At 42.2% G+C, this 25,683-nt stretch carries 24 protein-coding genes and 1 pseudogene; 15 read left to right on the top strand and 10 right to left on the bottom strand.

What is annotated here, in order from left to right:
* Positions 1-21 precede the first annotated feature (21 nt).
* From K217_RS0101795 to tyrS, 4 genes are read right to left on the bottom strand one after another with little or no spacing between them, the layout of a single operon-like run.
* The gene (locus K217_RS0101795) at positions 22-792 is read right to left on the bottom strand and encodes a glycosyltransferase family 2 protein (RefSeq protein ID WP_029551429.1); all 771 of its coding nucleotides are present in this window, start codon (positions 790-792) and stop codon (positions 22-24) included.
* Complete coding sequence (locus tag K217_RS0101790) at positions 789-1,430, bottom strand: MBL fold metallo-hydrolase (protein WP_029551428.1); 642 nt, start codon at positions 1,428-1,430, stop codon at positions 789-791. Before K217_RS0101790 ends, K217_RS0101795 begins: the two co-directional genes overlap by 4 nt.
* Positions 1,427-2,398 carry a UDP-3-O-(3-hydroxymyristoyl)glucosamine N-acyltransferase gene (lpxD, locus tag K217_RS0101785; protein WP_029551427.1) on the bottom strand — a complete coding sequence of 324 codons (972 nt, stop codon included), beginning with the start codon at positions 2,396-2,398 and terminating at the stop codon, positions 1,427-1,429. The genes K217_RS0101790 and lpxD overlap by 4 nt, the downstream gene beginning before the upstream one ends.
* Positions 2,399-2,400: 2 nt before the next feature.
* A complete protein-coding gene (gene tyrS / locus K217_RS0101780; protein ID WP_029551426.1) occupies positions 2,401-3,591 on the bottom strand; it encodes a tyrosine--tRNA ligase in 1,191 nt (396 codons plus the stop codon).
* Positions 3,592-3,792: 201 nt separating this feature from the next.
* On the opposite strand from tyrS, the gene K217_RS0101775 reads away from it, so the two are divergent.
* From K217_RS0101775 to K217_RS0101735, 9 genes and pseudogenes are all read left to right on the top strand, one after another.
* Positions 3,793-4,569, top strand: coding sequence for a cytochrome c oxidase subunit 3 (locus K217_RS0101775; protein WP_029551425.1), 777 nt, complete (start codon positions 3,793-3,795; stop codon positions 4,567-4,569).
* Positions 4,570-4,572: 3 nt separating this feature from the next.
* Positions 4,573-5,343: an SCO family protein gene (locus K217_RS0101770; protein WP_029551424.1), complete on the top strand. Its 771-nt coding sequence runs from the start codon at positions 4,573-4,575 to the stop codon at positions 5,341-5,343.
* Positions 5,340-6,071 carry a cytochrome c oxidase subunit II gene (gene coxB / locus K217_RS0101765; protein ID WP_029551423.1) on the top strand — a complete coding sequence of 244 codons (732 nt, stop codon included), beginning with the start codon at positions 5,340-5,342 and terminating at the stop codon, positions 6,069-6,071. The genes K217_RS0101770 and coxB overlap by 4 nt, the downstream gene beginning before the upstream one ends.
* A gap of 18 nt (positions 6,072-6,089) precedes the next feature.
* Positions 6,090-7,736 (top strand): annotated as a pseudogene (locus K217_RS07435) (cytochrome c oxidase subunit I).
* A 122-nt stretch (positions 7,737-7,858) separates the two neighbouring features.
* Entirely contained in the window at positions 7,859-9,382 is a 1,524-nt protein-coding gene (locus K217_RS0101755) for an RNA-guided endonuclease InsQ/TnpB family protein (protein ID WP_029551422.1), read from the top strand.
* 39 nt (positions 9,383-9,421) lie between these two features.
* Positions 9,422-9,616: a hypothetical protein gene (locus K217_RS07430; protein WP_038028060.1), complete on the top strand. Its 195-nt coding sequence runs from the start codon at positions 9,422-9,424 to the stop codon at positions 9,614-9,616.
* Positions 9,613-10,140, top strand: coding sequence for a hypothetical protein (locus tag K217_RS0101745; protein ID WP_029551421.1), 528 nt, complete (start codon positions 9,613-9,615; stop codon positions 10,138-10,140). The genes K217_RS07430 and K217_RS0101745 overlap by 4 nt, the downstream gene beginning before the upstream one ends.
* A gap of 23 nt (positions 10,141-10,163) precedes the next feature.
* The gene (locus tag K217_RS0101740) at positions 10,164-11,132 is read left to right on the top strand and encodes a cellulose biosynthesis cyclic di-GMP-binding regulatory protein BcsB (protein WP_029551420.1); all 969 of its coding nucleotides are present in this window, start codon (positions 10,164-10,166) and stop codon (positions 11,130-11,132) included.
* A complete protein-coding gene (locus tag K217_RS0101735; RefSeq protein ID WP_029551419.1) occupies positions 11,129-11,755 on the top strand; it encodes a TIGR01906 family membrane protein in 627 nt (208 codons plus the stop codon). The genes K217_RS0101740 and K217_RS0101735 overlap by 4 nt, the downstream gene beginning before the upstream one ends.
* Here K217_RS0101735 and K217_RS0101730 read toward each other — a convergent pair.
* The 3 genes from K217_RS0101730 to K217_RS0101720 are packed head-to-tail and all read right to left on the bottom strand — an operon-like array spanning position 11,730 to position 15,304.
* The gene (locus K217_RS0101730; RefSeq protein WP_029551418.1) at positions 11,730-13,640 is read right to left on the bottom strand and encodes a putative bifunctional diguanylate cyclase/phosphodiesterase; all 1,911 of its coding nucleotides are present in this window, start codon (positions 13,638-13,640) and stop codon (positions 11,730-11,732) included. The genes K217_RS0101735 and K217_RS0101730 overlap by 26 nt on opposite strands.
* Positions 13,603-14,637, bottom strand: coding sequence for an MASE3 domain-containing protein (locus K217_RS0101725; protein ID WP_029551417.1), 1,035 nt, complete (start codon positions 14,635-14,637; stop codon positions 13,603-13,605). The genes K217_RS0101730 and K217_RS0101725 overlap by 38 nt, the downstream gene beginning before the upstream one ends.
* On the bottom strand, positions 14,627-15,304 hold the full coding sequence (locus K217_RS0101720; protein WP_029551416.1) for an SDR family NAD(P)-dependent oxidoreductase: 678 nt from the start codon (positions 15,302-15,304) through the stop codon (positions 14,627-14,629). The genes K217_RS0101725 and K217_RS0101720 overlap by 11 nt, the downstream gene beginning before the upstream one ends.
* Before the next feature lie 12 nt (positions 15,305-15,316).
* Here K217_RS0101720 and guaB point away from each other — a divergent pair, with 12 nt between their 5' ends.
* Both guaB and K217_RS07760 read left to right on the top strand, forming a co-directional pair.
* Positions 15,317-16,783, top strand: a complete 1,467-nt coding sequence (guaB, locus tag K217_RS0101715) for an IMP dehydrogenase (protein ID WP_029551415.1) — start codon at positions 15,317-15,319, stop codon at positions 16,781-16,783.
* Positions 16,780-18,135, top strand: coding sequence for an ArnT family glycosyltransferase (locus tag K217_RS07760; RefSeq protein WP_029551414.1), 1,356 nt, complete (start codon positions 16,780-16,782; stop codon positions 18,133-18,135). The genes guaB and K217_RS07760 overlap by 4 nt, the downstream gene beginning before the upstream one ends.
* Here K217_RS07760 and queA read toward each other — a convergent pair.
* A complete protein-coding gene (gene queA / locus K217_RS0101705) occupies positions 18,108-19,133 on the bottom strand; it encodes a tRNA preQ1(34) S-adenosylmethionine ribosyltransferase-isomerase QueA (protein ID WP_029551413.1) in 1,026 nt (341 codons plus the stop codon). The genes K217_RS07760 and queA overlap by 28 nt on opposite strands.
* A 122-nt stretch (positions 19,134-19,255) precedes the next feature.
* On the opposite strand from queA, the gene K217_RS0101700 reads away from it, so the two are divergent.
* Genes K217_RS0101700 through K217_RS0101690 form a run of 3 tightly spaced genes read left to right on the top strand, consistent with a single transcriptional unit; the run spans position 19,256 to position 21,092 of the window.
* Positions 19,256-19,687 carry a rubrerythrin family protein gene (locus K217_RS0101700; RefSeq protein WP_029551412.1) on the top strand — a complete coding sequence of 144 codons (432 nt, stop codon included), beginning with the start codon at positions 19,256-19,258 and terminating at the stop codon, positions 19,685-19,687.
* Positions 19,688-19,747: 60 nt separating this feature from the next.
* Positions 19,748-20,335 (top strand): DUF3501 family protein, encoded by a 588-nt coding sequence (locus K217_RS0101695; protein ID WP_029551411.1) that lies wholly within the window; start codon positions 19,748-19,750, stop codon positions 20,333-20,335.
* Positions 20,322-21,092, top strand: coding sequence for a hypothetical protein (locus K217_RS0101690; protein WP_052178031.1), 771 nt, complete (start codon positions 20,322-20,324; stop codon positions 21,090-21,092). The genes K217_RS0101695 and K217_RS0101690 overlap by 14 nt, the downstream gene beginning before the upstream one ends.
* On the opposite strand, the gene K217_RS0101685 is transcribed toward K217_RS0101690, so the two are convergent.
* Positions 21,080-22,507, bottom strand: coding sequence for an acetyl-CoA carboxylase biotin carboxylase subunit (locus K217_RS0101685; RefSeq protein WP_029551409.1), 1,428 nt, complete (start codon positions 22,505-22,507; stop codon positions 21,080-21,082). The two genes, K217_RS0101690 and K217_RS0101685, sit on opposite strands and share 13 nt — an antisense overlap.
* Before the next feature lie 133 nt (positions 22,508-22,640).
* Here K217_RS0101685 and thiC point away from each other — a divergent pair, with 133 nt between their 5' ends.
* Positions 22,641-24,008, top strand: a complete 1,368-nt coding sequence (thiC, locus tag K217_RS0101680) for a phosphomethylpyrimidine synthase ThiC (protein WP_029551408.1) — start codon at positions 22,641-22,643, stop codon at positions 24,006-24,008.
* Here the strand turns inward: thiC and uvrC are convergent.
* Positions 24,005-25,681 (bottom strand): excinuclease ABC subunit UvrC, encoded by a 1,677-nt coding sequence (uvrC, locus tag K217_RS0101675; RefSeq protein ID WP_029551407.1) that lies wholly within the window; start codon positions 25,679-25,681, stop codon positions 24,005-24,007. The two genes, thiC and uvrC, sit on opposite strands and share 4 nt — an antisense overlap.
* Between the last annotated feature and the right edge of the window lie 2 nt (positions 25,682-25,683).

The following is a 25,683-nucleotide window of genomic DNA, read 5'->3' as shown; positions in this document are numbered from 1 at the left end:
AGGAGTCACTTAAGCAAGTATCTATGACCTTTTCCAAAGCTTTTCTTTGTATTTTTCTTTCATCTCCAACTCAAGCAGGAATAAATACTTCAGAAAAGTGTAGATAAAGGAAGATACCGCCACAGAAAACCCCCTTAGACCATCCAAAAAGCCCCTTTGGAGAATAAACACTTTGAAGAAGCTCCACAAAGGGTTAAAAACTAAGTTATATACCCTAAACCTTCTACCTTCTTTTTGGTATGCTTCGGCCATAATTTTTGCATACCTTATAGTTTTTTCGTATTGCTCGTAAAGACTGCCATAGGAGTAGTGGTATAGATCACCCTTTAGCTTTTTAGCTTTGCCCTTAAAGATGGTTTTTTCGTGCAGTTCTCCCTCAAAGCGCACCGTGCCTTTTTTAAAAAGCCTTACTCTCCATTCTGGATACCAAGCGTGTTTTAAAAATCCACCAAGATAGTAAGTCCTTCTGCATACCATAAAAACGTCAGCTTTTTTTGAACGTAATGCTTCTGCTATGGAGTGCTTAAGCTCTTTTGAGACCTCTTCGTCTGCATCCAAAACAAGTATCCAATCCTTAGAACAGAGTTCAATTCCCCTGTTTAACTGATTGGCGTATCCATCCCAAGGATGATAAAAGACCTTTGCACCCAAGCTTTTGGCTAACTCTACGGTGTTGTCTGTGGAACCGCTGTCCAACACCACGATCTCATCCGCTATATCTTTTACACTGTTTATTGCCCTTGGCAGGTTTCTCTCTTCGTTTTTAGTCAGTATTAAAACAGACAAACTCATCGTGCCATTAAAATTTCCCTGAGCAATGGATTAAAAACCTTTTCCCTTCCTATGGTTGTTCCTTCTCCGTGTCCGCACACTACCGATGTATCTTCTGGAATTTCTGAGATTACTCTTTGGAGAGATCTTTTTAGCTGTTGGAGGTCTCCGCCGGGCAGGTCCCACCTTCCAACAGAACCTCTAAAGAGCAAGTCTCCCGCTATGAGAACCCTTTGATCTTCAATGTAAAAACAGCAATGCCCCGGTGTGTGTCCTGGTGTGTGCAAAACTTTAAGCCTTAGCTTACCTACGCAGATCTCCTGATGATCTTCCAAAAAACCATCTGGCTCTGGACAAGGAAGATCCGCACCTACGTATTTATCAAAACCGTTCCATATTGGATCATTCAACAAAAACACATCCGCTTTGTGCATAAGGAAAGGAATTTTTAGCTGTTCTTTTAGCTTTTTTACCTGCCCCACGTGGTCTATGTGTCCGTGAGTTGCCAATATTAGCTTAGGTTCTGTGTTTTCTAAGGCTTTGAAAATGGCTTCAGCGTCCGCTCCTGGGTCTATTACCACAGATTGCCTGCTTTCCTTGTCTATGACTACAGAGCAGTTCATACTTAAGGGTCCCACAGGCAAAACTTTTAGTATCATTTTTTAAACAGCTCCGGTAATTTAAGAAGATATATGTAAATTCTCTTCCACTTACTCCACTCTATGGCCGGCAGGTTTGCTCCATAGGTTTTGTTTGGTTCCAAGTCTTTGGAAACACCCGATTTGGCAGCAACCTGCACGTTATCTCCAATATGCACATGATCTGCCACACCCACCTGCCCAGCTAAGACCACATTTTTACCAGTTTTTACACTTCCAGACAATCCTACTTGACTGACTATTATGTTCCTTTCCCCTATTTGGCAGTTGTGAGCTATCATAACCAAGTTGTCTATCTTTGTTTCTTTGCCTATAACTGTGCTGTCAATCATGGCCCTGTCTATGGTGGTGTTTGCCCCTATCTCTACGTCATCCTCTATGATCACGTTACCGATATGGTTTAGTTTAAAAATACCTTCCTTTGTTATGTGATAGCCAAAACCGTCTGCACCTATAACCGCTCCGCTATGTACCCTTACCCTTTTACCTATAACGGACCTTGGATACACCTTTACCCCGCTGAAAAGTATGCTTCCCTCCCCTACGTGAGTATAGTCTCCTACATAACAAAAAGGATAGACCTTTACTCCGTCTTCTAAAACCACATGTTTTCCAACGTAAGCAAAGGGTCCCACATAAACATCCTTTCCTATGACCGCAGATTCTTCTACGTAGGCCTTAGGAGAAATTCCAGAAGGATGCTCCTCCTTAAAGTAGAAGTCAAGAAACTTTGCCAGAGAAAGCTTTACATCCTCTACAAGTATATAGCTTTCGTGATTGACTTTTTGAGAAACCACCACCGTTATTTCTCTCTTTTCCTTTACGTTTTCAAAATCTTTAGGAGAGGGACAAAAAATTATAGTGCCTTCCTTTGGTCTTTGGACGGAGGAGATCCCTTTTAGCCTTAAGTCCTTTCCAAATAGCTTACCGCCTATACGCTGGGCTACTTCGGACGCAGTAAAGTTCATACTCACTCCTTCTTAGGAACCAGCCTATAAAACCTCTTCTTCCCTAACTGTATTTTAAGCTCTTGGAGAACCTCAATTTCCTGAAAAGGATCTTCTATTTTCCTTCCGTTTACCCTAAAACCTCCACCTTCTATAACCCTTCTTGCAGAGTTCTTTGAAGGTTCCAAGCCAAGCTCAAATAAAAGTTCGTAAGCTCTCTTTCTGTAGCCCTGTGGCAGTTCTATAACCGGTGCGTCTTGTGGAAATTCTTTTTCCGAGAAGGTTTTTACAAAAAATTCAAGCGCTCTTTCCGCTTTCTCTTTTCCGTGAAAACGCTCCACTATAGTGTAAGCAAGTTTTTTCTTTGCCTCCATGGGGTGCATATCTCTTTTGAAACTTTCTATTTCTTCCCTGCTGTAGTCCGTAAGCAAAAGGTAATAATCCCACATAAGCTCGTCAGATATTGACATGATTTTACCAAACATAATTTCTGGTTCTTCTGTTATACCTACGTAGTTTCCATAAGATTTAGACATCTTCCTAACGCCATCTAAACCTACCAGTAGGGGAAGGGTGATGCATACCTGAGGTTCCTGACCGTAAGCCCTCTGAAGGTCTCTTCCCACCAAAAGGTTAAACTTCTGATCTGTGCCCCCAAGCTCCACATCCGCTTTCAAAAACACAGAATCATAGCCCTGAAGCAAGGGGTATATAAACTCGTGAATGTAAATAGGGTTTCCTTCTTTAAACCGCTTGGAAAAGTCATCCCTTTCCAACATTCTTGCGACCGTGTATTTGCCTGCAAGTCTTATTACGCCTTCCGTTCCCAGTGTAGAAAGCCAGCTACTGTTAAAAACTACGTTTGTTTTCTCCGGATCGAGGATCTTAAAAACTTGGTGTTCGTAAGTTTTGGCATTCTCTAAGATCTCTTCCCTTGAAAGCGGTGGTCTGGTTTCGCTTCTGCCCGTTGGGTCCCCTATCATAGCGGTAAAATCACCTATTACAAAATAGACCTCATGTCCGAGCTGTTGAAACTGCCTAAGTTTTTGAAGCAAAACGGTATGTCCAAGATGTAGGTCTGGAGCTGTTGGATCAAAACCAGCCTTTATCCGAAGGGGCTTACCTCTTTTTAGTTTCTCTATAAGCTCTTCTTCCTCTATGATCTCTGATACACCCTCCTTTATCAGATTGAGCTGTTTTTCCCAATTCAGCATAGCTTCTATTTTAAGCCAAACTCGTGGTTGATGATAATTGATAAATCATTTATTCATTTTTTTATCAGTAATTATTTTTATTGATTTTTGTGAAAAATTAGCTATAAACAGATAAAAAAGTTAGCAAATCTTTTAGTTTTAACTTGACAAACCAAGAAAAATGATTTATATCATTAATAAATCTCATAAGGAGGTGCAAAGATGGCACATGAGGGGACGCACACAGCCCATCACGAAACGAGCCTTTGGGGCTTACCGGTAGGTTTAGTGCCACTTGTCCTTTCTTTAGCAGCGGTTGCTTACTTTGGTTGGGGGTGGAGCCTTGTAGGTCTCATCTTAGCAGGCGTAGCCCTCGTCCTCTTGGTCATAGGTGTAATTGGATGGGCTAACGAGCACTTCTCCAAAGAGCCTGACCAGGGACTTGGCTTTCAGGGAGTAGTTTGGTTCGTCTTCGCAGAGATCGTCATATTCGGTTCTATCTTTGCAGGCTTTTGGATGGCAAGGGTTACGCATGCTACCGAATGGGTAACTAAGTGGATCCCTGAAGGTGGAATGAACTTACCTCTTGTTGGGCTTCTTACCCTAATTCTTTGGGCATCCAGCTACACCATCTACAAAGCAGAACACTCTTTAGAACACAACGACCTGGGCGGATACCGCATGTGGCTGATAGCAACCATTGTTCTTGGAACACTGTTTTTGGTACTCCACGCGTGGGAATGGATGCACCTTTGGGCTAAAGGCTTTACCATAAGCGCCAACATGTATGGCACAGGCTTTTACATGCTAACAGGTGTGCATGCTTCTCACGTTATCGTAGGTATAGGCATGCAGTTGGTTCTTTTATTGACCAGTGGTAAAGCCTTAGGAAAGGTGACGCCCATAAAGGCAGCAAGCTTTTACTGGCACTTTGTGGATTTGGCTTGGCTTTTGGTAGCAGGCACCGCTTACATAGTAGGTTCTTATGGGACTTTTTAAGCCATGAGGTGGGTTTTAGCCCTGATTGTCCTGTTGGGGTCCGTTTGGGCTATTCCTGCGCCTAAGAGCCATGAAGGCTTCTTTGACCCGAGCATCTTACAGATAGAGGAAGAGAAATATTTGGGCAATCGTGTTGCGGATGTGGAGTTTGTAGATGAAAGAGGAAATACCCATAGGCTTTTGGACTACATCAAAGGACATCCTACCGCTCTGATCTTGGGTTACTACACCTGCGATTCTGCGTGCCCTCTTATAATCAAAAACGCCATAGAGGCTTCTAAAAACATAAATAAGGATTTCAGAGGTATTGTGCTCTCCTTTGACAAGGAGGACACTCTGAGAGACTTGCAGGAGTTCAAAAGAAAACTCGGAATCTCCTCCGACAAGTGGACCTTTGGTATTATGAAGGAGGAGGACATTAAAAAACTTTCTGAGTCCGTAGGCTATAGGTTCTTCTACTCAAGGCAAGACAGAGTCTTTGTCCATCCAAATGTGGTTATGTTCTTAGACCCAGAGGGAAAGGTATCAAGATACTTGTATGGTATATCCCCAAGGGAGATAGACTTTAGAATCGCTTTGGCAGAGGCGGAAACCTTTAGGATCACAAAAAACACCATAGTGGATGTAGCCTTCATGGTTTGCTACAAATACGACCCCAACACGGGCAAGTATGGGCTAAACCCAATAGTTTTGTTTGCTATAGCTGGTTTAAGCTTGGGTGGTTTTACCTTAGCTTACGCAATAATTAAAAGGACAAAGGAGGTGCAGCCATGAAGTATCTTTTGGCTTTGCTGGCTCTTGTGGGGTCAGTGTTTGCAGAAGAAGTGCTTGCTTATCCCAGAGTCTATTGGGAAAACTCCGTAAAGGTTTGGTTCTGGATAGCAGTGCTTATTTACCTCATAGTCGCTATTCCAGCCATCTACTTTGCCATTAAGTATCGTTACAAAAAGGGAGAGCGTGAGGAAGGAGATCACATTGAAGGAAACACAGCCCTTGAGATAGTCTGGACAGTTATACCCATCATAATAGTGCTCTTTCTTGGCACATACTCCTTTGCAAACTTTGTAAAGCAAAGGAATGCTCCGGAAGGTGCTATGGAGATCAAACTGGTTGCCTTTATGTGGGGATGGGAATTTGAATATCCCAATGGAAAGAAGGTCTACGCTTTCTTTAACCCAGAAGGCTACACCGCACCAGAAGAGCAGAAGGCATACATTCCCGCAGGAAAACCCATTAAGGTTTATCTAACCTCAAGGGATGTGATCCATTCCTTCTTTGTCCATCCCGCAAAAATCACAGAAGATGCGGTGCCCGGAAGGATCACAAAGATGTGGTTCCAGATCAACAAGCCAGGTGAATACTTCGTATTCTGCAGAGAATACTGCGGAACCTGGCACTCCCGTATGTTTGCCATCCTAAAGGTGGTGCCAGAGGAGGAGTTTAACAGGTGGCTTGGAGAAGGACAAGCTGTAGAACAAACTTCTCAGCAAATAATTCAATAAAATAAAGGAGGTGCAACCATGGCGGTAGCTAAGGCTCCTTCAATTCCATGGTATGGAGCCACTTTAAAAGAGTGGCTCTTTACCACAGACCACAAGAAGGTAGGTATGCTCTACCTTGTAACTTCACTGCTTTACTTTGCAGTAGCCGGGCTCTTTGGTTTGCTCGTAAGGTTTGAACAAACTGTACCCGGCATACAACTGCCAGACATGTTTGGCAGAACGGGAACGGACCTCTACAACTACCTGCTAACAGGACACGGTGCGGTCATACTGCTTTGGTGGGCGGTTAACGTATGGATGGGTGGATTTGCAAATATACTGGTGCCCTTGATGATAGGAGCTAAGGATGTTGCTTTTCCAAGGCTCAATGCCTTTGGATACTGGGCATTCTTTGGCGCAAGCGTTTTGGTGCTTTTGACCCTCATTCCTCAAAACTGGATCATGATGCTCTGGACAGGATATCCTCCTTACTCTCTAAACGAAAATGCAGGTTCTACAGTTCTTTACGTAATGATAGTTGCACTTTACGGTATTTCCTCTACTGCGGGTTCTGTGAATATGATCACTACCATAGTTAGCCTTAGAGCCAAAGGATTGGGATGGACAAAACTCAACCTGTTTGTGCATACCATAATGGCAGCAAGCCTTATAAACCTCTTTGGAGTTCCCGCACTGCTTGGTGCAGTTGTGCTACTGTTCACTGACAAATACCTCGGAACCAACTTCTACAATCCAGCCTTAGGTGGAGATCCACTACTGTATTAGCACCTTCTTTGGTTCTACTCCCACCCAGTTGTTTACATCATGATCTTGCCAGCCTTTGGAGTGTTTTCTGAGGTAATATCCACTATGTCCAGAAAGCCCATCTTTGGATACATATCCATGATGCTTGCCATATACGGCATAGCCTTGGTTGGGTTCTTCACATGGGTTCATCACATGTTCGTTTCTGGTGTGCCAGACTGGCTTAGAGTTATCTTTTCATACACCACACTGTTTGTTGCAGTGCCCACCGGTATTAAGATCTTCAACTGGGTCGCAACCTTGTACAAGGGAGCCATAAGGTTCAACTCTCCAATGCTCTTTACCTTGGGTGGAATTCTTATGTTCCTAATAGGAGGTCTTACAGGTATTCCAAACGCTATGGTTTCCATAGACTTGGGTGTATCTGACTCTTTGTTCGTCGTAGGACACTTCCACTACGTGCTTGGTATGGCTCTAACCTTTGGAGCCTTCAGCGGTATGTATTACTGGTATCCAAAGATCATAGGAAAAATGTATTCAGAAGGCCTTGCAAAGCTTAGCTTTTGGCTGATGCTGATAGGTGCTAACATCTTCTACTTCTTCCAAATGTATATGGGTATGGTTCATGGTATGCCAAGAAGGTATCCAGACTATCCACCTATACCAGAGTGGATTAGCCTGATGCAAATTCAAACGGTGGGTGCGGTAATACTTGGAATAGGTGTGCTCTTGAGCTTTATTAACTGGATAAAGAGCCTGTGGGGTCCAAAGGCGCCAGACAACCCTTGGGGTTCTCCATCCCTTGAGTGGACCAAGACGGACACACCCGTAGGTCCTCACAACTTCAAAGAGTATCCAATAGAAGTGCCAGAAGACTGGCATCCTTATGCTTACTACAAAGGCTATCACACTCACATATAGGCTTTATGGTGCGCCTCGTGCTGTGGCTACTTCTCCCGCCCACATCGGGCGGGGTTAACAGCTGTTCTTTGATTTTCTACTCAAACCGTGTTATGTTTATCTATGTGGATAGGAGTTAAAGAATGAAGGAGCAAATCCTTAGCTATGAGCTAACTCTTCCACAAAGAATTTATCCCCACCTTGACAGGCTTTTCTCCGTCTTTAAAAACCAAGTTAATTCCTACATCCCAAAACTTTGGAACGAAAAAGGTTTTAAGCTTTTGTCCCAAAAAGGCTCTGCTGTGGGAATTTTGAAAAAAGAATTTCCTACTCCTGAAGGTCTCCCTTCAAGAGTTTTTAGAAACGTCCTTGAGCTAACAGGACAAATCATCAGAAGTCAGATAGAAAGAAAAGAAGTGTTTGAGAAGTTGTTAAAGGGAGAAGAAATCAAAGGTTACAGCAAAAACTTTGTTTTAAACATCCAAAGACAGATAGAAAACCTTAGAAAGAAAGGAAAAGAGGTTAGTTGCTACTTTGACCTTCCACATCCAAGGTTTAACGGTCAAATAGTTATTACTTCTGCAGACGACAACCTTGAAAAAGGACAGTTTAGAAGGTTAAAAATTTCAGGAAACTTTTTGGAGTTCAGCATAAAGGTTCCTACACAAAAAGGTTGGGAGTGGATAAGTGTTAAGAAGCTTATTCCAGAAAGACTTAGAAGAGCTTTAACGAAAGCTAAGGAAGTTAAAGCGGTGTTGATAAAAAAGGTCTTGTTAAAAAGTGGATACAGCATATACAGGCTTGTTATTCCCTTAAGTTTTGAAGTAAAAGAGCCTGAAAACATAGAAAGAGTGTTAGCCTTAGACCTTTCACCTTCAGAAAAAAGGCTTGGAGTTGCGGTATTGGTAGAAGGAGAGAAAGTTTCCAAACCTTTGTTCTTTAAAACGCAGATGTTAAGAAAGATAGAAAGACTACACTTTGAAGTATCAGCCCTTGAGAGAAAGATAGACAACATCTACAATAGCATAGAAAATACAGCTTGTAAGCGAGAAAAAGAAAGGCTTTGGGAAAGGTTAAGACACTTGTTTGTTGAGCAGAAACTAAGGCAGAGGAAGATAAAGCAGTTAAGAAAAGAAATACTTGAGACTTTTACCAATTTTGTCATAGCACACGCAAAGGTTTATGATTGTCAAGCCATAGTGGTAGAGGACCTAAGCTTCAAAGAAGTTCCCGATTGGAAGGACAAGAAAGCTTTAAGAAGATTTAGCCAATGGTTTTATTCAAGGTTTGCAAGCAGGCTTGAAGAGAAGGCAAGGCTTTACAACTTAAAAGTCATAAAAGTAAATCCCGCACATACGTCAAGAATTTGTCATAAGTGTGGTAAGGAAGGTAAGACAGAAAGGTTAGTTTTTAAGTGTTCTTGTGGGAAATATGATAGAGATTACAATGCAAGTGTTAATATAGCATTTCGCCTGACAAAACCCAAAGCCCAGAGGGCAGAGGGTATTCCAGGCAGGTTTCCGTCCCGCCTGGTGCAGGTGGAATGGAAAGCTATTTTAAGCTTTATCTCTTTCTCAAAACTTCTTGCTTGGTTAAGGATAGTTGAAACTTCTCAGCTCAAACTCAAGAAACTACTCAAATGGGTAGGTTCGGATAAGTATGGTTAAGGAAAAATGGAACGGACGGCTTTGTAAAGGAGGAATCCTATGGATGAATCAAGGCAAAGAAGGGTTAGGATAGTTGGAACGCTTGTGGGACTTTTTGTTCTTGCCAGTTTTCTAACTGGACTTCTTGGTATGGCTCTTTCAGAGAAAAATAGGGAGTATTTCATGTACAGGCTCAAAAATATAAGAAAACTTCCTTTATTTAAGCCTACAGAACTACCAAAGGAAAACCGATGAGTGAAGTCGGTCATCTTTTGATATTTGCTTCAAGGCTCTTTGAGGTCTTTGGTTTTCTTATGGTAATCCTTTTTATCTTCAAAGGTATAGCTCTTAAATACGTGTTCATTACCGCAGGAATCACCACCTCTGGCATTCTTTTTTCTTTGTTTGGTTTTTTGAGCGGAAGGATTTCTGCCCTTCAGTCCTTTGCGATAGAGGGTGTTTTTGCTGTGTTTATATTAGCTTTGGCTTTCCACGCCTTTATGGAAAAGAGGGAAGAGAGGCGGAGACTTCCCAAACCACCAGAAAAGGTTAGGTGTCCAGTTTGTATGGGTTTTGTAAAAAAAGAAGATCAATACTGCGTAGCCAGAGAAGGAAAAGACTTACTCTACTTTGACACAGAAGAGCACTTAAGGAGATTTTTAGAAGACTTAGCAGAATACAAAAAACTTAGAAAGCTAAACATTAAAAAAATAGAGGACGTCTATGTTAAAGGTTGGAGCCAGTGGAAAAAAGTTGAAGAATACTTAAATGGCAATTAAAATACAAGGGGGGAGGTTAAGCTATGAGGAGGTTTTTGATCCTTTTACCTATGGTTCCAGCCTTTGCCCAACCTGTTATTGAACCAAAGTTTGCGGATAGGATTTTCCCTTACGTGAGCTATTCGGAAGTATGGACTGGCACCCCTGCAATGCTAAAAGATGTAGCAGTTCCAAACGTGCTGATTGTATATGGAGTGAATGAAGACACAGATGTGGTAGCTCAAGCAGGGAAAATAGCCTTTTATCTTGGTCAATGGGTAGAGGACATAGGCTTTGGGGCGGAAGAGGTAAAGCAGTCCAAAATTCCACCTCTTTTGGTAAGCGACAAACAGCTAAAAAACGTGCAGTGGAAGAACATCATAGTGGTTGGAACAAACAACGACATAGTTAAAGAGCTTGGGCTTAGCTTTGAAAAGCCAACCATAAAGTTAGTGGAAAAAGACGAAAAGAAAATGTTGATAGTGGGTGGGCAAAATAAAGAACAGGTCCTGCAGGCTATCAAATACCTTGCGGACGTTAGACTAAACTTCAAAGCTGGAGCATACAGGACTTTCTTTTCCTTTGTAGCCCTTAGAGGCCACATAGAAAAGGGAGAATTTGATACTGCTCTAAGGCTTGTTAGGAGTCCCATGGGGCTTTCTGCCTGTGGCAAAAACATGGCTTTGGCTGGACCTATGATAGCCCAATGGCCTGATGAGCTAAAGGCTGTAGTCAAGAAAAGAAACGCCATTCTTTACGTAGAGCTACCAAAGGCACTGGAAGAAAGAAACAAGGATAAAGCGGTAGAACTTTGGAAAGAGGCTATGTTCACCTGTTATCAGTGTCACCAAGGCATAGGCATACCTCAGGTAAGAAAGTTTAAGCCTGTGGAAGAAATACACGCAAAGCATCAAAGAATAGCAGAAGCCTTTGGTTTGGTAAAGGTAGTAGGGAACGAAAAGTCCTGTGTAGCCTGCCATGCTGGACAAACTCAAATAAAAGGCTACAAATGAAGAGAGTAATAGCTCTGTCCTTTTTCTTTCCCTTTCTTTTAATCTTTTTGTGCGTCAGGCTTGCCTTTACTGAGTTTTTTGTAGAGCTAAACTACAGGTTTGGAAACCTTCCACCAGACAGATGGGGGATGGACCAAGAAAGAAGACTTGAAATAGCCAAGCTGGGGCTTAGGTCCGTTCTTTCCGATAAAGGTATGGAAGAGTTTATAAGCTCTGGACTATTTAGGGAGAAGGAAATAAAGCACATGCAGGATGTTAAGAGACTGCTTTCTGTGATATTCAAGGTTCTTTACTTTGGTCTTCCCCTTTGGCTTTTCCTTTTTTTCAGCCTAAGGGATAAAAAGAAAATGGGGCTTGTCCTCTTTTCTGGCGCGCTTCTTACGGAGATTTTGGTAATTTTCGTTCTGGTGTTTTCTCTTTTAAACTACGACTTACTCTTTGAGGTTTTCCACAACTTCTTTTTTGACCCACATTCATGGAGGTTTTTTGACCAGGACATGCTACTCAGGGTTTATCCTATGAAATTCTGGTATAATGCTACCCTTTGGGTATGTGTCTTTTCCCTTCTTTTAAATTCTTCTTTCCAGGCCCTCGGACTTATTCTTTGGAAGAAAGTTTCTTGAGCTTTTCTTCCAAAGGTTCTGGCTTTCCAAAGTAATAACCCTGTGCGTAGTCTATGTCCAACTCCTTAACTACCTCCAAGACCTCATCGTTTTCTACAAATTCCGCAACGACTTTGATCCCCATTTCCTTTGCCACATTCACAATGCCTTTGATGAAGATTCTGTCTGTGCGTGAGTGGGTAAGATGTCTTATGAACTCACCTTCAATTTTCAAAAAGTCTGTGGGCAGGTATTTCAGGTAATAAAAGGAGGAATAACCAGAGCCAAAGTCGTCTATGGCAAAACGAAAACCCTCCTTTTTTAATTCCCTAACAAAGTCGGCAACTTGCATAATATCTTCAATGGCTTTTCTTTCTGTAATCTCAAATACAATATTGCTGATGGGAACAGAATACTTATCCGCAAGGGCTCTGACCTTCTCCGCAAACTCCACTGTGGCGTTGTCTGGCACCATGTTAATAAATATGAAAATGTTATACTGGTTTCCAAAAAATTTATAACTTTCAAAAACCTTTTCCATAAGCAAAAGGTCAAGCTTTGGCATGACACCGAGCCTTTCTGCCACATCCACAAATTCTCCCGTACTCAAAATCCTACCGTTAAACTTTATCCTCATAAGCACCTCAAAACCAAAGACAGACATCCTTCTGAGGTCTATGATCTCGTGATAGTAGGGTATGACAGAGGACTTTTCTATACTTTCCACAAGGGACCTTTCGAGCTCCTTTACCACAGAGAACTTGTGAGGAATATCACCTGAGCTTAGAATTATACCTTTTCCTTTCCTTTTTACTTCCCTCATTAAGTACTCCGCATAGGTTATAAGCTCCTCTGCGCTGGTTCCGTCTTGGGGGTAAGATACTACAACCGCACTTACGCTTAAAGAAATGTTTCTGTCTTCTATCTTCAGGGGCTCGGAGGAGAGTTTGCTTATAAGTCTTTGTGCTATAGCATGGGCGGTATCCTTTGAAATGTATGGCAAAAGCACTGCAAACTCATCTCCCCCAAACCTTGCGGGTATATCCATCTTCCTGACGCTCCTTTTCAATCTTTCGCTTAGCTCCTTTAAGACCATGTCTGCAGTTTGGTGTCCATAAACGTCGTTTATAAGCTTGAAATTGTCAATGTCTATGAGCACCATGGAAAGCAAGGAACCAGTCCTCGAGACTATTTGGATGTTATCTTTAAGATACCTTTCAAAGGTTCTTCTGTTATACAGCATAGTAAGTGGGTCATACTCGGAGAGAAACTTAATGCTAAATTGGGCATTTTGTAAATCCTCTATAATCTTCATCAATCTTATTACGTGGAACAGTTGGTTGGAAATAGTTTTGAAGAAAGCAAGGTCTCCCTTATCAAAGGGTTCCTTTAGCCTAACGCCCACAACTCCAACTTGATACTGACCATACTCAAACTTGGCAAAACAAAGGTTATTTTTTGTATCAAAAATGTTTGGGTTAGCTCGAACCTCAGCAAGGAGCAATTTAGGGTCTTCCTCCCTAAAGTTCTTTAAAAACATAGAGGAGATGACGAGTTTTTCCACCTTTTCTGCGTTTTTATCAAGCATGTAAAATAAGCTACCGTCCATACGGAGGACTTGGTCCAACCTATCCAGCACTTGCTTTGAAAAGGTCTCTATGTTATTGTATGCTTGAACTACATATTCGGAAGTTTCAAGCATAGCCTGTAGTATCTCAATTTCCCTTAATTTCTCTTTGAGTAGCTCCTCATAGTTTTTGTGCTGTAGGAAATAGGAAAAGAGATGGCTTTCTATGTTCATTATGTGGGTAATTATTAGGGGATTGTCTATGTCCGTATGAACCCTGCTGAGCAATAGATAACCCTCTTCAACACGAAAGCGCCGTCCATCCTTGGTAAAGCCCATTTTTTTTTTCTGAAAGCTTATCCCAGTCCTCAGGCGGTTTTAGGTCCTCCTCCCTTTCCTTTAGCCCATAAAAGTATGCCCTCAGCTCCTTAGTTTTTAGGTCGTATATGCACAAGCTTTTTATGTAACCCTCTTCAAAGGAATTGCCCAGCGCAACCTTTAGTACATCACTCTCCCATCTGGGCACAGCTTTTGCCAAAGAGATCAAAAAAAGCCTTGATCGCCTTAATATATCTTTGCTTACATCCACAATTTCTACCTTGATAACACCATAGGCAAACAGTGCATAAGCCAAAACCCTGTAAAAGGAAACAGCTACCAAAATTATGTCCCTGAAGTGTGTGTAAAAGATGGGAAGGACACTGCCAATGCCATAAAAGAACATCCCTAAGCTTACGTATTTGCTTACCTTCTCTCCATAAACCTTTTTCTTTAATATAAGGTAAAGAAGCCAAAAGTTCCAAAGAGAAAGACCAGCCCAAAGCACATCGGAAAAAATAGTTGATCCTACACCTTTTATGTAAGTCTTTGGAAGCAACGGGTAGTAAAGCACTATAAAAAAGGAAACCGCAAGAGAAGAAAGAAGCAAAGCAAAAAACTTAGGGTATGGAGCGGTGCCTCTTTTGTGGAATATTCCAAAAGTTATGCCAAGCAGTGTGTATGCTACAAAGATTATGTGTAGCCAAAAGACCTTATCTCTATGATTTGGTGTTATAAAGTCAGGGAAGAACACAAAGGAAAGTATGTGAAAAGCTTGTGGGATCAAAGAAGGGACAACAAAGAGGGCGGTATAGTAAAATGTCCTTTTAATAAGGTGAGGACCTACAAGAAGCGGGGCAAGCACAGTACTTGCAAACAGAAAGAAAGCAGGGATGCGGGTTATGGCAATAAGATAAGAAAAGGACCCCGGATCTAAGATAATTTTGTCGTGTATGAGAATTATAAAGAGAGCGGACAAAGCCCCAAGGATCATAAGAATCATCGCTCTAAGATCCATAATCTATACTCACCCCTCCTGGCTTGTTTTTCACTATTTCTATTAGAAACTCTGCTACCTTTTCGGGTGGTTTTAAGGTGAGGGGATCCTCCTGTGGGTAAGCCTTTGCCCTCATCTGGGTCCTTGTGGCACCCGGATTTAGGGCATATACCTTTATACCTTTTTGTTTTAGCTCTTCCGCCAAAAGCAATGAAAACCCTTCTATCCCAAACTTAGATACCGCATACGCTCCCCAGTAAGGTGCAGGTCTTTTGCCAGCACCCGAAGATAGGTTTATTATAACTCCTCCCGCTTTCATGTAAGGAATGGCATACTTTGTTATATAAAAAACACCGTTTAGGTTTATCCTTATCACTTCCTCCCAAATATCCTCTGGGTAGTGTTCTATGCTTGTTCTTTCTCCCAATATGCTTGCATTGTTTATAAGCAAGTCAAAACTCTTAAGGTTTTCTTGGCAAAATTCTACAAAGGCTTTGGCAGATTCCCTGTCTCCTACGTTGCACACTTTTGTATATAGGTTTTTTGGATGTTTTAGCTCTTCCTTAAGTCTTTTTAGACCTTCTTCGGACCTTGCGCAGGTGCATACGTTCCACCCTTCCCTTAGAAAAAGCTCAACTACCGCCCTCCCTATACCCTTTGTTCCACCCGTTATTACCAAGTTGGGCATTATAATAAATATATGGAAAACATAGAAGTTTTTGAAGGGCTTACCTTTGACGATATACTACTGATCCCTCAGTATTCCGAAGTGCTTCCTCATGAGGTAGATGTCTCTACCCAACTAACCAAAAGGATCAAGCTAAACATTCCTATAGTTTCCGCTGCAATGGACACGGTCACGGACCATAGAATGGCAATAGCCATAGCAAGGGAAGGAGGCATAGGCATAATCCACAGGAACATGAGAATAGAAGATCAAGCTAAGGAAGTGGAGAGGGTTAAAAAATCTGAGAGTGGGATGATCGTCAATCCGGTTACGGTAAGACCGGACACCAGTGTTAAAAGTGCGTTGGAAATCATGGAAAGATATAAGATCTCCGGCGTGCCTGTAGTTTCTGACGGAAACAAGCTTGTGGGAATTTTAACCAACAGGGACCTCAGGTTTATAAAACCTACCGATTATAACAAACCAGTATCCATGTTTATGACCAAGGAAAACCTGATAGTAGCCAAAGAAAGGATCACCTTAGAGGAAGCTAAGGAGATCCTACACAGACACAAAATAGAAAAGCTTCCCATAGTAGATAAAGAGGGGAATCTTGTGGGACTTATAACCATAAAGGACATTGTCAAAAGGCAAAAATATCCCAATGCGTGCAAGGATGAGATGGGTAGGTTAAGGGTGGGCGCAGCGGTTGGAACTGGACCGGATACAAAGGAAAGGGTTTCTGCGCTTGTTTCCGTCGGTGTGGATGTGATCGTGGTGGATACAGCTCACGGCCATTCAAAAAGAGTTTTGGATACGGTCCAAGAAATAAAGTCTTTATATCCAGACGTGGATGTTATAGCTGGAAACGTGGCAACCGCAGAGGCAACAAAGGATCTGATAAAAGCTGGTGCGGATGCGGTTAAGGTAGGGGTAGGACCAGGTTCCATATGCACCACCCGGATAGTGGCAGGGGTGGGTGTGCCCCAAGTGAGCGCCATAATGTGGGCTTACAGCGTGGCAAAAGAGTATGGAGTGCCCATAATAGCGGACGGTGGGATAAGGTATTCGGGGGACATAGTCAAGGCTTTAGCGGTGGGCGCTAGTGCGGTTATGCTGGGCAATCTGCTTGCTGGAACAGAGGAAGCTCCGGGTGAAATAATATACTATCAGGGAAGGGCATACAAAGCATACAGAGGCATGGGCTCTTTGGGTGCGATGATGAGTAGAATGTCTGCGGATAGATACGGACAAGAAAGGGCAGAGAAGTTCGTTCCCGAAGGTATAGAGGGAAGGGTGCCATACAGAGGAAGGCTTTCGGATGTGCTCTTTCAACTTGTGGGAGGTATAAGGTCCGGTATGGGATACTTAGGTGCAAGAAACATAGAAGAGCTAAGAAAAAAAGCAAAGATAGTTAAGATAACTTGGGCAGGATACAAAGAATCCCACGTGCATGACGTGATAATAACTAAGGAAGCACCCAACTACTGGATAGAATGAAGTTTTTTCTTATCCTTCTTGCCTTTCTCTCTCTTCTGCCAAACTTAAGCGATTACGTTTTTAGAGTAGAGGAGCCTTTAAGGGTATACGTTGCCTACCATATGGCAAAGACGGGCAACTATCTACAGCCTTATGTCCTTGGAGAGCCATACTACAACAAGCCACCCCTTTTTAACTGGCTAATAGCTCTATACTCCAACTTTATACCCTGGAGTGAGCTTACTGGAAGGGCAGTTAGTCTAACCTCTCTCATGCTTTGCGTGTTAGTTGTCTTTTTATTTTCTCGGCGTCTTTTTGGGGACTTTTCCCTTTCCGTTCTATCCTCTTTGGTCTTTCTAACCTTTGGTAACGTGCTGTTCTTTTACGGCTACTTAGCGGAAATAGACACCACTTACACTCTATTTGTTTTTATAACTGTATCCTCCCTTTACATTTGGTCTTTTGGGGGTGGTTTTATTTTTGGGATTTTAGCTGCGGTCTTTGCAGGTCTTTCTGCCCTTCTGAAAGGTTTTCCTTCTTATGCCTTTTATTCCCTTACCTTGCTTGCTCTCAGCCTTTATCACAAAAGACTTGATCTACTTTTTGGTAAAAAAGCTATGCTTATGCACTTTATCACCTTGGCTATACCACTTTTGTGGATTGTAAATACAGAAAATCCAATAGTCTATATAAGGACGCTTTTTTACGAATCTTTCAGCAGGGTAAAAGACCAAGAGTTTTCAAGGCTTATGCACCTGTTTACTTATCCCCTTGAGAACTTTAAAGACCTCATGCCCCACAGTATGTTTTTTTTGATTTCTGTTTATGCTCTTTTTAAGGAAAGAAAACTGCATCTGCCAAGCCCGATAAAGGCTCTTTTGCTTATCTTTTTACTTAACTACCTTCCCTATCTCTTTGCCAAATCTGCAGGAAGATACATAATGCCCCTGTATCCTTTGCTTGCCCTTGTTTTTTCTTACTACATACACAGCGCATTCAGTTTCAAATGGTTCAAAAAAGCTTTTTATGTGGTGCTAATAATTGCCATCGGCCTAAGATTTGCCTATGGACTTGTTTATATGCCCTACAAAACCAACAGGGAGAACTCCAAAAAATTTATAGCGCAAAAAATCATAAAGAGTATAGACTTAAACTCCAACGTAGAGTGCAACTGTAGGCAAGAGTTGGCTGTTTGCTTGTATGTTAGCTTTGCAAAGGATGAGCCTTTAAGGAAAAAACTGCCAAAGGCAGACTACTCAATCACTTGTAACGATGAGGAAAAGGGAGAGGAAATACTGAGCTTTGACGTGAAAAAGCCATACAAGATAAGAGTTTTGAAGTTAAATCAAAGTATGAGCATTCCATCTCCATAGCTGTAAAACCTGTATCTTTCCCTTACTGCTATTTGGTAAGCCTCCATTATAAAGTCCTTTCCACCAAAGGCGCATACCAAAAACAAAAGGGAAGATTTTGGAAGGTGAAAGTTTGTGATCAGGGCATCCACCACCTTAAACTCATACCCTGGGTATATGTAAAGCTCGGTCCAACCTTCGTAAGGTTCAAAGGGTTTTGTCTCCAAAGCTCTTACCACAGTGGTGCCTACCGCAACGACCCTATTACCCCGTTCTTTGGTTTCCTTTATGAGCTTTACCGTTTCCTCGGGAACCTTTATATACTCTGGATCTACCTTATGCTCTTCTATCCTTTGGGTTTTTACAGGCTTAAAGGTGCCGTAAGATACATGAAGAGTTATAAAGGCTATGTTTATGCCCCTATTCTGAAGTTTTTCCAAAAGTTCCTCCGAAAAGTGTAAGGATGCTGTAGGGGAAGCTACAGAGCCTTCCTCCTTTGCAAACACTGTTTGGTAATAAACCCTATCTATCTCTTCTTCCTCTCTTTCTAAGTATGGTGGTATTGGGATTTTTCCCCATTTGTCCAAAGCTTTTAGAGGATCCTGAGAATGGAGATAAACTTTAAACTTTCCACCTTCTATGTGCTCTAAGATCTCCACTTGCAAGTCTTCTCCGATGAATATTTTTAAACCGCTCTTTATGTTTTTCCCTCCCACCAAGGCATACCATACGTGCTTTTCTATGTAGTCCGTAAGAAGGATCTCCACTTTACCGCCTGTTGGTTTCCTTCCATAGAGCCTTGCAGGCAAAACCTTTGAGTTGTTAAAAACCAAAAGGTCACCTTTTTTTAAGTAATCCGGTAGGTTCCAAAATACATCGTGCCTTATGGACCTATCCTTCCTGTTCAACACCATAAGCCTTGCGTTGTGTCTTGGAATAGTTGGATACTGAGCTATGAGCTCTTTTGGAAGATGGTAGTCAAACTCGTTCAAAGTTAGACCTTGCTCTTCTGCGCACATACTCCTTTCTGAGGTTTAAAGATATTATAGCAACCATCGGGACGTTCCCAAACCCCCTTGACAAATGAGAAAAATTTGCATATAATATCTATTAACTAAAACCTTATAAGGAGGTAAGAGCCATGAGCAAGAGCTTGGTAGGCACCAAAACTTTGGAATGCCTCAAGGAAGCCTTTGCAGGCGAGTCTCAAGCCAACAGAAGGTACCTTTACTTTGCCAGAAAGGCAGACATAGAAGGGTACCCAGACATAGCCAACGTGTTCAGAGAAACCGCAGAAGGTGAAACCGGACACGCCTTTGGACACTTGGAGTTCTTGGAAAAGTACGGCGGTGGAGACCCAGCCACAGGAAAGCCCATAGGAACCATGGAAAAGAACTTGGAAGCTGCCATAGCAGGAGAAACCTACGAGTACACTGAGATGTATCCGGGATTTGCAAGGATAGCAAGGGAAGAAGGCTTTGACGACATAGCTGAGTGGTTTGAGACCCTTGCAAGGGCTGAGAAGTCCCACGCAGGAAGGTTCCAAAAGGCTTTAGAAAGCCTAAAAGCCTGAAAACCTTCCGCGCCCCGCTAACCGCGGGGTGGAAAATAAAAAAAAAATAAGGAGCGGAACATGAAAAAGATAGAAAGAAGCGAAATTCTAAACATTTACGAATACGAGAAAGTCCGGGAACAAAAACGGAAAGAAATAATAGAGCTTAAGAAAAACAGGAGGGTTTTTGTTGGAGATTTAGTTCATTTAGTTTTTGAAAACAGAGAAACCGTATGGTTTCAAATTCAGGAGATGATAAGGGCTGAAAGAATGGTAAAGGAAGAAGAAATAAACCAAGAGATAGACATTTACAACGAACTAATACCGGACAAAAACGAGCTTTCCATAACTATGTTTATAGAAATCCCCGATGAGCAGGAGAGGAAGAGATTATTACCCCAACTTGTGGGTATTCACGACCACCTGTGGTTCCATATAGGCAACAAATACAGCGTAAGAGCCATCGCTGACGAAAGAAGTCAAAAAGATTATCAGTATGGCAAAGCAGCAGTGGTGCATTTTCTAAAATTACCGCTTACTCCAGAGCAGGTGGAGGCCTTTATTAATTCACCTGTAAAGATAGAAATAAACCATCCCAACTATAAAGCTATTGTGGATGTGCCAGAGGAAGTAAAAAAAGAGCTTATAAAAGACCTTGAAAGCGATTAATTTTCTAAAGCTTAGCTCTTTTTTAGCCTTTGTGCTGACTTATTCTTGCGGAATAAAGGCAAATACAAAACCCTTAGAAAGTCCGGTGGTAGAACTAAAGCGTATAGGCAGTAAGGTGTTTCTTAGAAGCTTAGAGGGAGAGGTTGTTCCGGAGGGATTTATTAAAATAGAAAACTACTGGCTTAGAGAGCAAGCTCAACCTTTTTGCTTTGCGGTCAAAAGGATAGAAGGTAAGGAAAGGACGGAGTGCGTTGGAGGACTTACAGAGGAAAGGGTTAGCTTAGATTTAACTTATTACGAAAACAGAGTAAGGCTAAACCTAAAAGGTTTTGACACTTACGAAGTTTATGAGTTAGAGGGAGAAAGACTAAACCCATGGACCGGAAAGAAAGCGGTAGATGGGCTTGAGCTCAACAGAGATTATATCAAAAGATGTTATCTTGTGGTGGGTAAAAGGCAAAATGCTTATTCAGAACCTACCGAGTTTTGCGTAGAAGCCCTCCCTCATCCACCTATAAAAGAAGTGGAAAGATTGGATTATAGAGTTTTTGGAGACAAGCTATACCTCATATGGTCCTACGAACCGGACAATTTCTTTAAAGAATTTGTAGTGCTTGAAGATGACAGAGAGATTGGAACTACAAGGACCCACATATTTGAGCTAAAGAGAAAAGATAAAAAGGTTACTTACAAGGTAAAAGTCAGAAGCATTTACGGAAAGGAAAGTGACGGCGTTAGCCTATCCTATAGTCCGTAATAGGCAGCTATGGCTGTTGATATAGCCAAAGCTATGCTTTCTGGATCGGCCTTACCTTCTATCTCAAAATCGTAAGTTGGTAGTTTTTCTTCTAAAAACTTTATACCAAAGTATCCACTTCTAAAGTCTGGGTCCCTGATGATTTCCCTGTGAAGGGGGATATTTGTTGGAATCCCCCTTATAATAAACTCGTCTATAGCCCTTTTAGCCCTTGCCAACACCCTCTCCCAAGTCAAAGCCCACACACTAAGCTTTGCTATCATAGAATCATAATAAGGAGGAATTACGTAGTCTTTGTAAACGCCCGCATCCATTCTAACTCCTGGACCACCAGGAGAGTAATAGGCAGTAATCTTTCCTGGAGCAGGAGCGAAATTTTTTCTTGGGTCTTCTGCGTTTATCCTAAACTCAATGGCATAACCTCTGAAAGTTATCTCGTTCTGAGTGAAGGGAAGGGGCTCACCCATGGCTATCCTTATCATAGTCTCCACTATGTCTATTCCAGAAACCATTTCAGTTATGGTGTGCTCTACCTGAAGTCTTGTGTTCATCTCTATAAAGTAAAACTCGCCTGTCTTTAGATCAACAAGAAATTCAAGAGTTCCTGCACTTTCGTATCCCACATGCATCATTGCCCTTACAGAAAGACCCAACATCTTGTTCCTTATGTGGTTTGGCAAAACGGGACAGGGAGTAATCTCTATGATCTTTTGGTGCTTTCTCTGCACTGAACAATCCCTTTCTCCCAAATGCACCACGTTACCATACTTGTCTCCCAGTATTTGCACTTCTATATGTTTTGGATTTTCCAGGTATTTTTCTACAAATAAATCACCTTTTCCGAAAAAGGTTTCCGCCTCTCTGTATCCAGATTCAAAAAGTCTGGGAAGCTCTTCTGCAGACCTAACCACCCTCATTCCCCTACCACCTCCTCCGTAGGCGGATTTCAAGATCACAGGAAATCCTATTTCTCTTGCGTAGTGCAGGGCATCCTCGTAGTTTCTTAGTGGTTCTGGAGAACCTGGTATGATGGGTATGCCCAGTTCAGCCATCTTCTGCTTAGCCTTCACTTTATCTCCAAATAGCTCTATGTGTTCCGGTGAAGGACCTATAAAGGTTATTCCCTTTTTCCTGCAGTATCTTGCAAAGTCTGCGTTTTCAGCAAGAAATCCATATCCCGGATGTATGGCGTCTGCCCCAACTGATTTAGCAAGATCCACTATTCTTTTGTAGTCCAGGTAAGCTTTTACAGGATCACCGGGTATGAGGTATGCTTCGTCTGCTTTCTTTACATACAAAGACCTGGCATCTGCCTCTGAATAGATAGCGACGCTCTTTATTCCGAGCTCCTCACAAGCCCTTATTATTCTGAGCGCTACTTCCCCTCTGTTTGCAACTAAAATCTTTTTAAACATAAAAAATATTTTAAGGCCTCAGAGCCTCAGACCAATCTGCGAAAAAGCCAAGCCAAAAACTAATTTTCATCATACAGTATGCCAACCTTCGTTTTAAATTCTATAGAAAAATTCACTCATAAGGAGGTAACTTATGCTTAGGGCAGAGTGGGTAGAAGCAAGGAAGAAGTTTAAGAACAAAACCCAAATGCATCTTGCCCGGCAGGGCATTATAACCGAGGAGATGGTTTATGTAGCCAAAAGGGAAGGTCTGCATCCTGAATTTGTTCGCCGGGAAGTGGCAAGGGGTAGGATGATCATTCCTGCAAACATAAACCATCTACACCTTGAACCTATGTGCATTGGTATAAACTCAAGGGTTAAGGTAAATGCCAACATAGGAAATTCTGGTCTTGCATCGGACATACCCACTGAATTGGAAAAGCTAAGGACTGCTATAAAGTACGGTGCAGATACTGTGATGGATCTTTCTACGGGAGAGGCGATAAAGGAAACGAGGGAAGCCATCATAAGGGAAAGCACCGTGCCGGTGGGAACTGTCCCCATATACGAAGCGCTAAAAAGGGCTAAGGGTCAAGTCAAAAACATGACCGTGGATCTAATCTTGGACGTGATAGAAGAGCAGGCTCAGCAGGGTGTTTCTTACATGACCATTCACGCTGGCATTTTAAGGGAGTTTTTGCCCTTGGTTCAGCACAGGGTAATGGGCATAGTTTCCCGTGGTGGTGCCATCATCGCTCAGTGGATGATTGAACACGGAAAACAAAATCCGCTTTATGAACACTTTGATAAGATATGCGAAATATTTAAAAAATACGATGTGTCCTTTTCTTTGGGAGACGCCCTAAGGCCGGGTGCTATAGCGGATGCGTCGGACGAAGCTCAACTGTCAGAGCTCAGAGTCTTAGGTGAGCTGACAGAAAGGGCTTGGAAACACGACGTGCAGGTGATGGTAGAAGGTCCAGGTCACGTGCCATTGGATCAGATAGAGTTCAATATGAAAATACAACAAAAGCTGTGTCATGAAGCACCCTTTTATGTGCTTGGTCCGTTGGTAATTGATGTAGCAGCAGGATACGACCACATAGCGTCCGCCATAGGTGCAGCCCTTGCTGGATACTACGGTGCAGCTATGCTGTGCTATGTCACACCCAAAGAACACCTTGGACTTCCCAACGTGGAAGACGTAAAGCAGGGTGTAATAGCTTACAAGATTGCAGCGCACGCAGCGGACGTAGCAAAACACTTTCCCGGTGCAAGGGAGTGGGACCTTGAAATGTCCAAGGCTCGCTTTGCCTTTGATTGGAACAGGCAATTTGAGCTTGCCATTGACCCAGAAACCGCAAGGGCCTATCACGACGAAACATTGCCACAGGAAGGATACAAAACCGCCAAGTTCTGCTCCATGTGTGGTCCCGAGTTTTGTGCTTACAAGATCTCCCAAAACGTATCTGACAAGATGGAAGAACTCCTTCAGCAGGAAAACTGGATAGCCCCTTAACTTATATACTTTTCTATCTCCTGCTTTATGGAGGGGTTTATGCCAAGTCTTCTGAGATACCCCTCCTCTGCCTTTAAAAGCTCATAGAGGTTTTCAAAGTTGTTGTAAATGATCCTCCTTTTTACCTCCCCTATACCTTTTATTTTACTAAGCACGTCCTTTAGTCCTTCTTTTAGTCTCAGCTTTCTGTTGTAGGAAAGGGCAAAGCGGTGGGCTTCGTCCCTAATTTGCCCAAAAACTCTATAAAGGATCGGATGGTCTTTTAAGGGTATCTTGTCTCCAAACTCTGTATATAGGATCTCCTCTCCCTTTGCCAAAGATAAAACTTTAATGGGAAGATTGTATCTATCCCTTACTTTTGTTGCTACTGTAAGATGTGCCAAGCCTCCGTCTATAAGCCACAGGTCTGGCATAGGATCTTTCCCTTCCTTCAACCTTATCGCCCTTCTGGTTAAAACCTCCTCTAAGGAAGCATAATCATCTATTTTTTCAACGGTTTTTATACGGTACCTTCTGTATCTTCTTTTGTTCATTGCTCCCTCTTCCCACACCACACAGGAAGCTACAGTGTAGTTCCCATAAAAGTGGGAAACATCAAAACCCTCTATCCTACTGGGGGCAGTAATTCTTAACACCTTTACAAACTCCTCTCTCAGAACTTCGTAGGGGACAAAGTGTCCGAGGTTTTCTTTAATAAGCTTTTCAAGGTTCTCCTCTATGCCAAACAGGAAGGTGGGCTTACCCTTTTGCAAAAGCCAGTTTTGAACTTCTTCCGATAACTCAAAGTTCAGAAGGATGGTTTCTGGAATAGGGTTGGAGTAATAAAAGCCGACTATTACCTCCTCTACCTCTTCCTCTCCTTCCAGTATAAGAACATCTTTATCCACAAGCTTAGAGGACCTTATTAAGAACAGTCCTAACATTCTCCCCATTTTGTAAAACACGTCTGCATTTTTGTAAGTCAAACCGCTGACGTTTTGACCTAAGGAAAGCTTTTCTAAGGACCTTATTTGGTCTCTTAAAACTGCACACTTTTCAAATTCAAGATTTCTCATATATTCTTCCAACTTTTGGTAAAGCTCTGGAAGGACCTCAGAAACTTGTCCAGAGAGCAAAGATTGGGCAGACCTAACGGAAAGCATGTAATCCTTTTCTTTTATCAAACCTGCACAAGGTCCACTGCAAAGTCCTAAGTGGTAATCCATACAGGGTTCCTTCCTTGTGGGCATAGGATCGCATGTGCGAAGTTTAAAAAGTTTGTGGATCAGTCTTTTTACCTTGTAAGCCTTTTTGGCTGTAAAGAAGGGACCAAAGGCCTTCCCCTCACACTGCGCACCTCTAACCACCTTTACCGTAGGAAATCGGTCTTCTGTAATAACTATTAGTGGATAACCTCCACCGTATTTATGAAGCACATTATACTTTGGTTTATGAAGCTGGATTAGGTCAACCTCCAAGACTAAAGCTTCGTATTCGTTTTTTGTTATTATCCAATCCACGCTGTCAGAATTGCTGACTATGGACCTTTCCTTTAGGTTTTCTTGAGCTTGCTTGTAGTGTTGCAAAAGTCTTTCTCTTATGTTTTTAGCCTTTCCTACATAAAGGACCTTGTTGCCCTTTTTGAACAGATAAACACCACAAGCTTGTGGCGCACTTCTTATAAGCTCAAGCATAG

It is taken from the genome of Thermocrinis jamiesonii (genome assembly GCF_000702425.1).
GTDB classification, from domain to species: Bacteria; Aquificota; Aquificia; order Aquificales; family Aquificaceae; genus Thermocrinis; species Thermocrinis jamiesonii.
The sequence above is the reverse complement of the archived record's forward strand: the minus strand, read 5'-3'. Positions and strand labels throughout refer to the sequence as shown.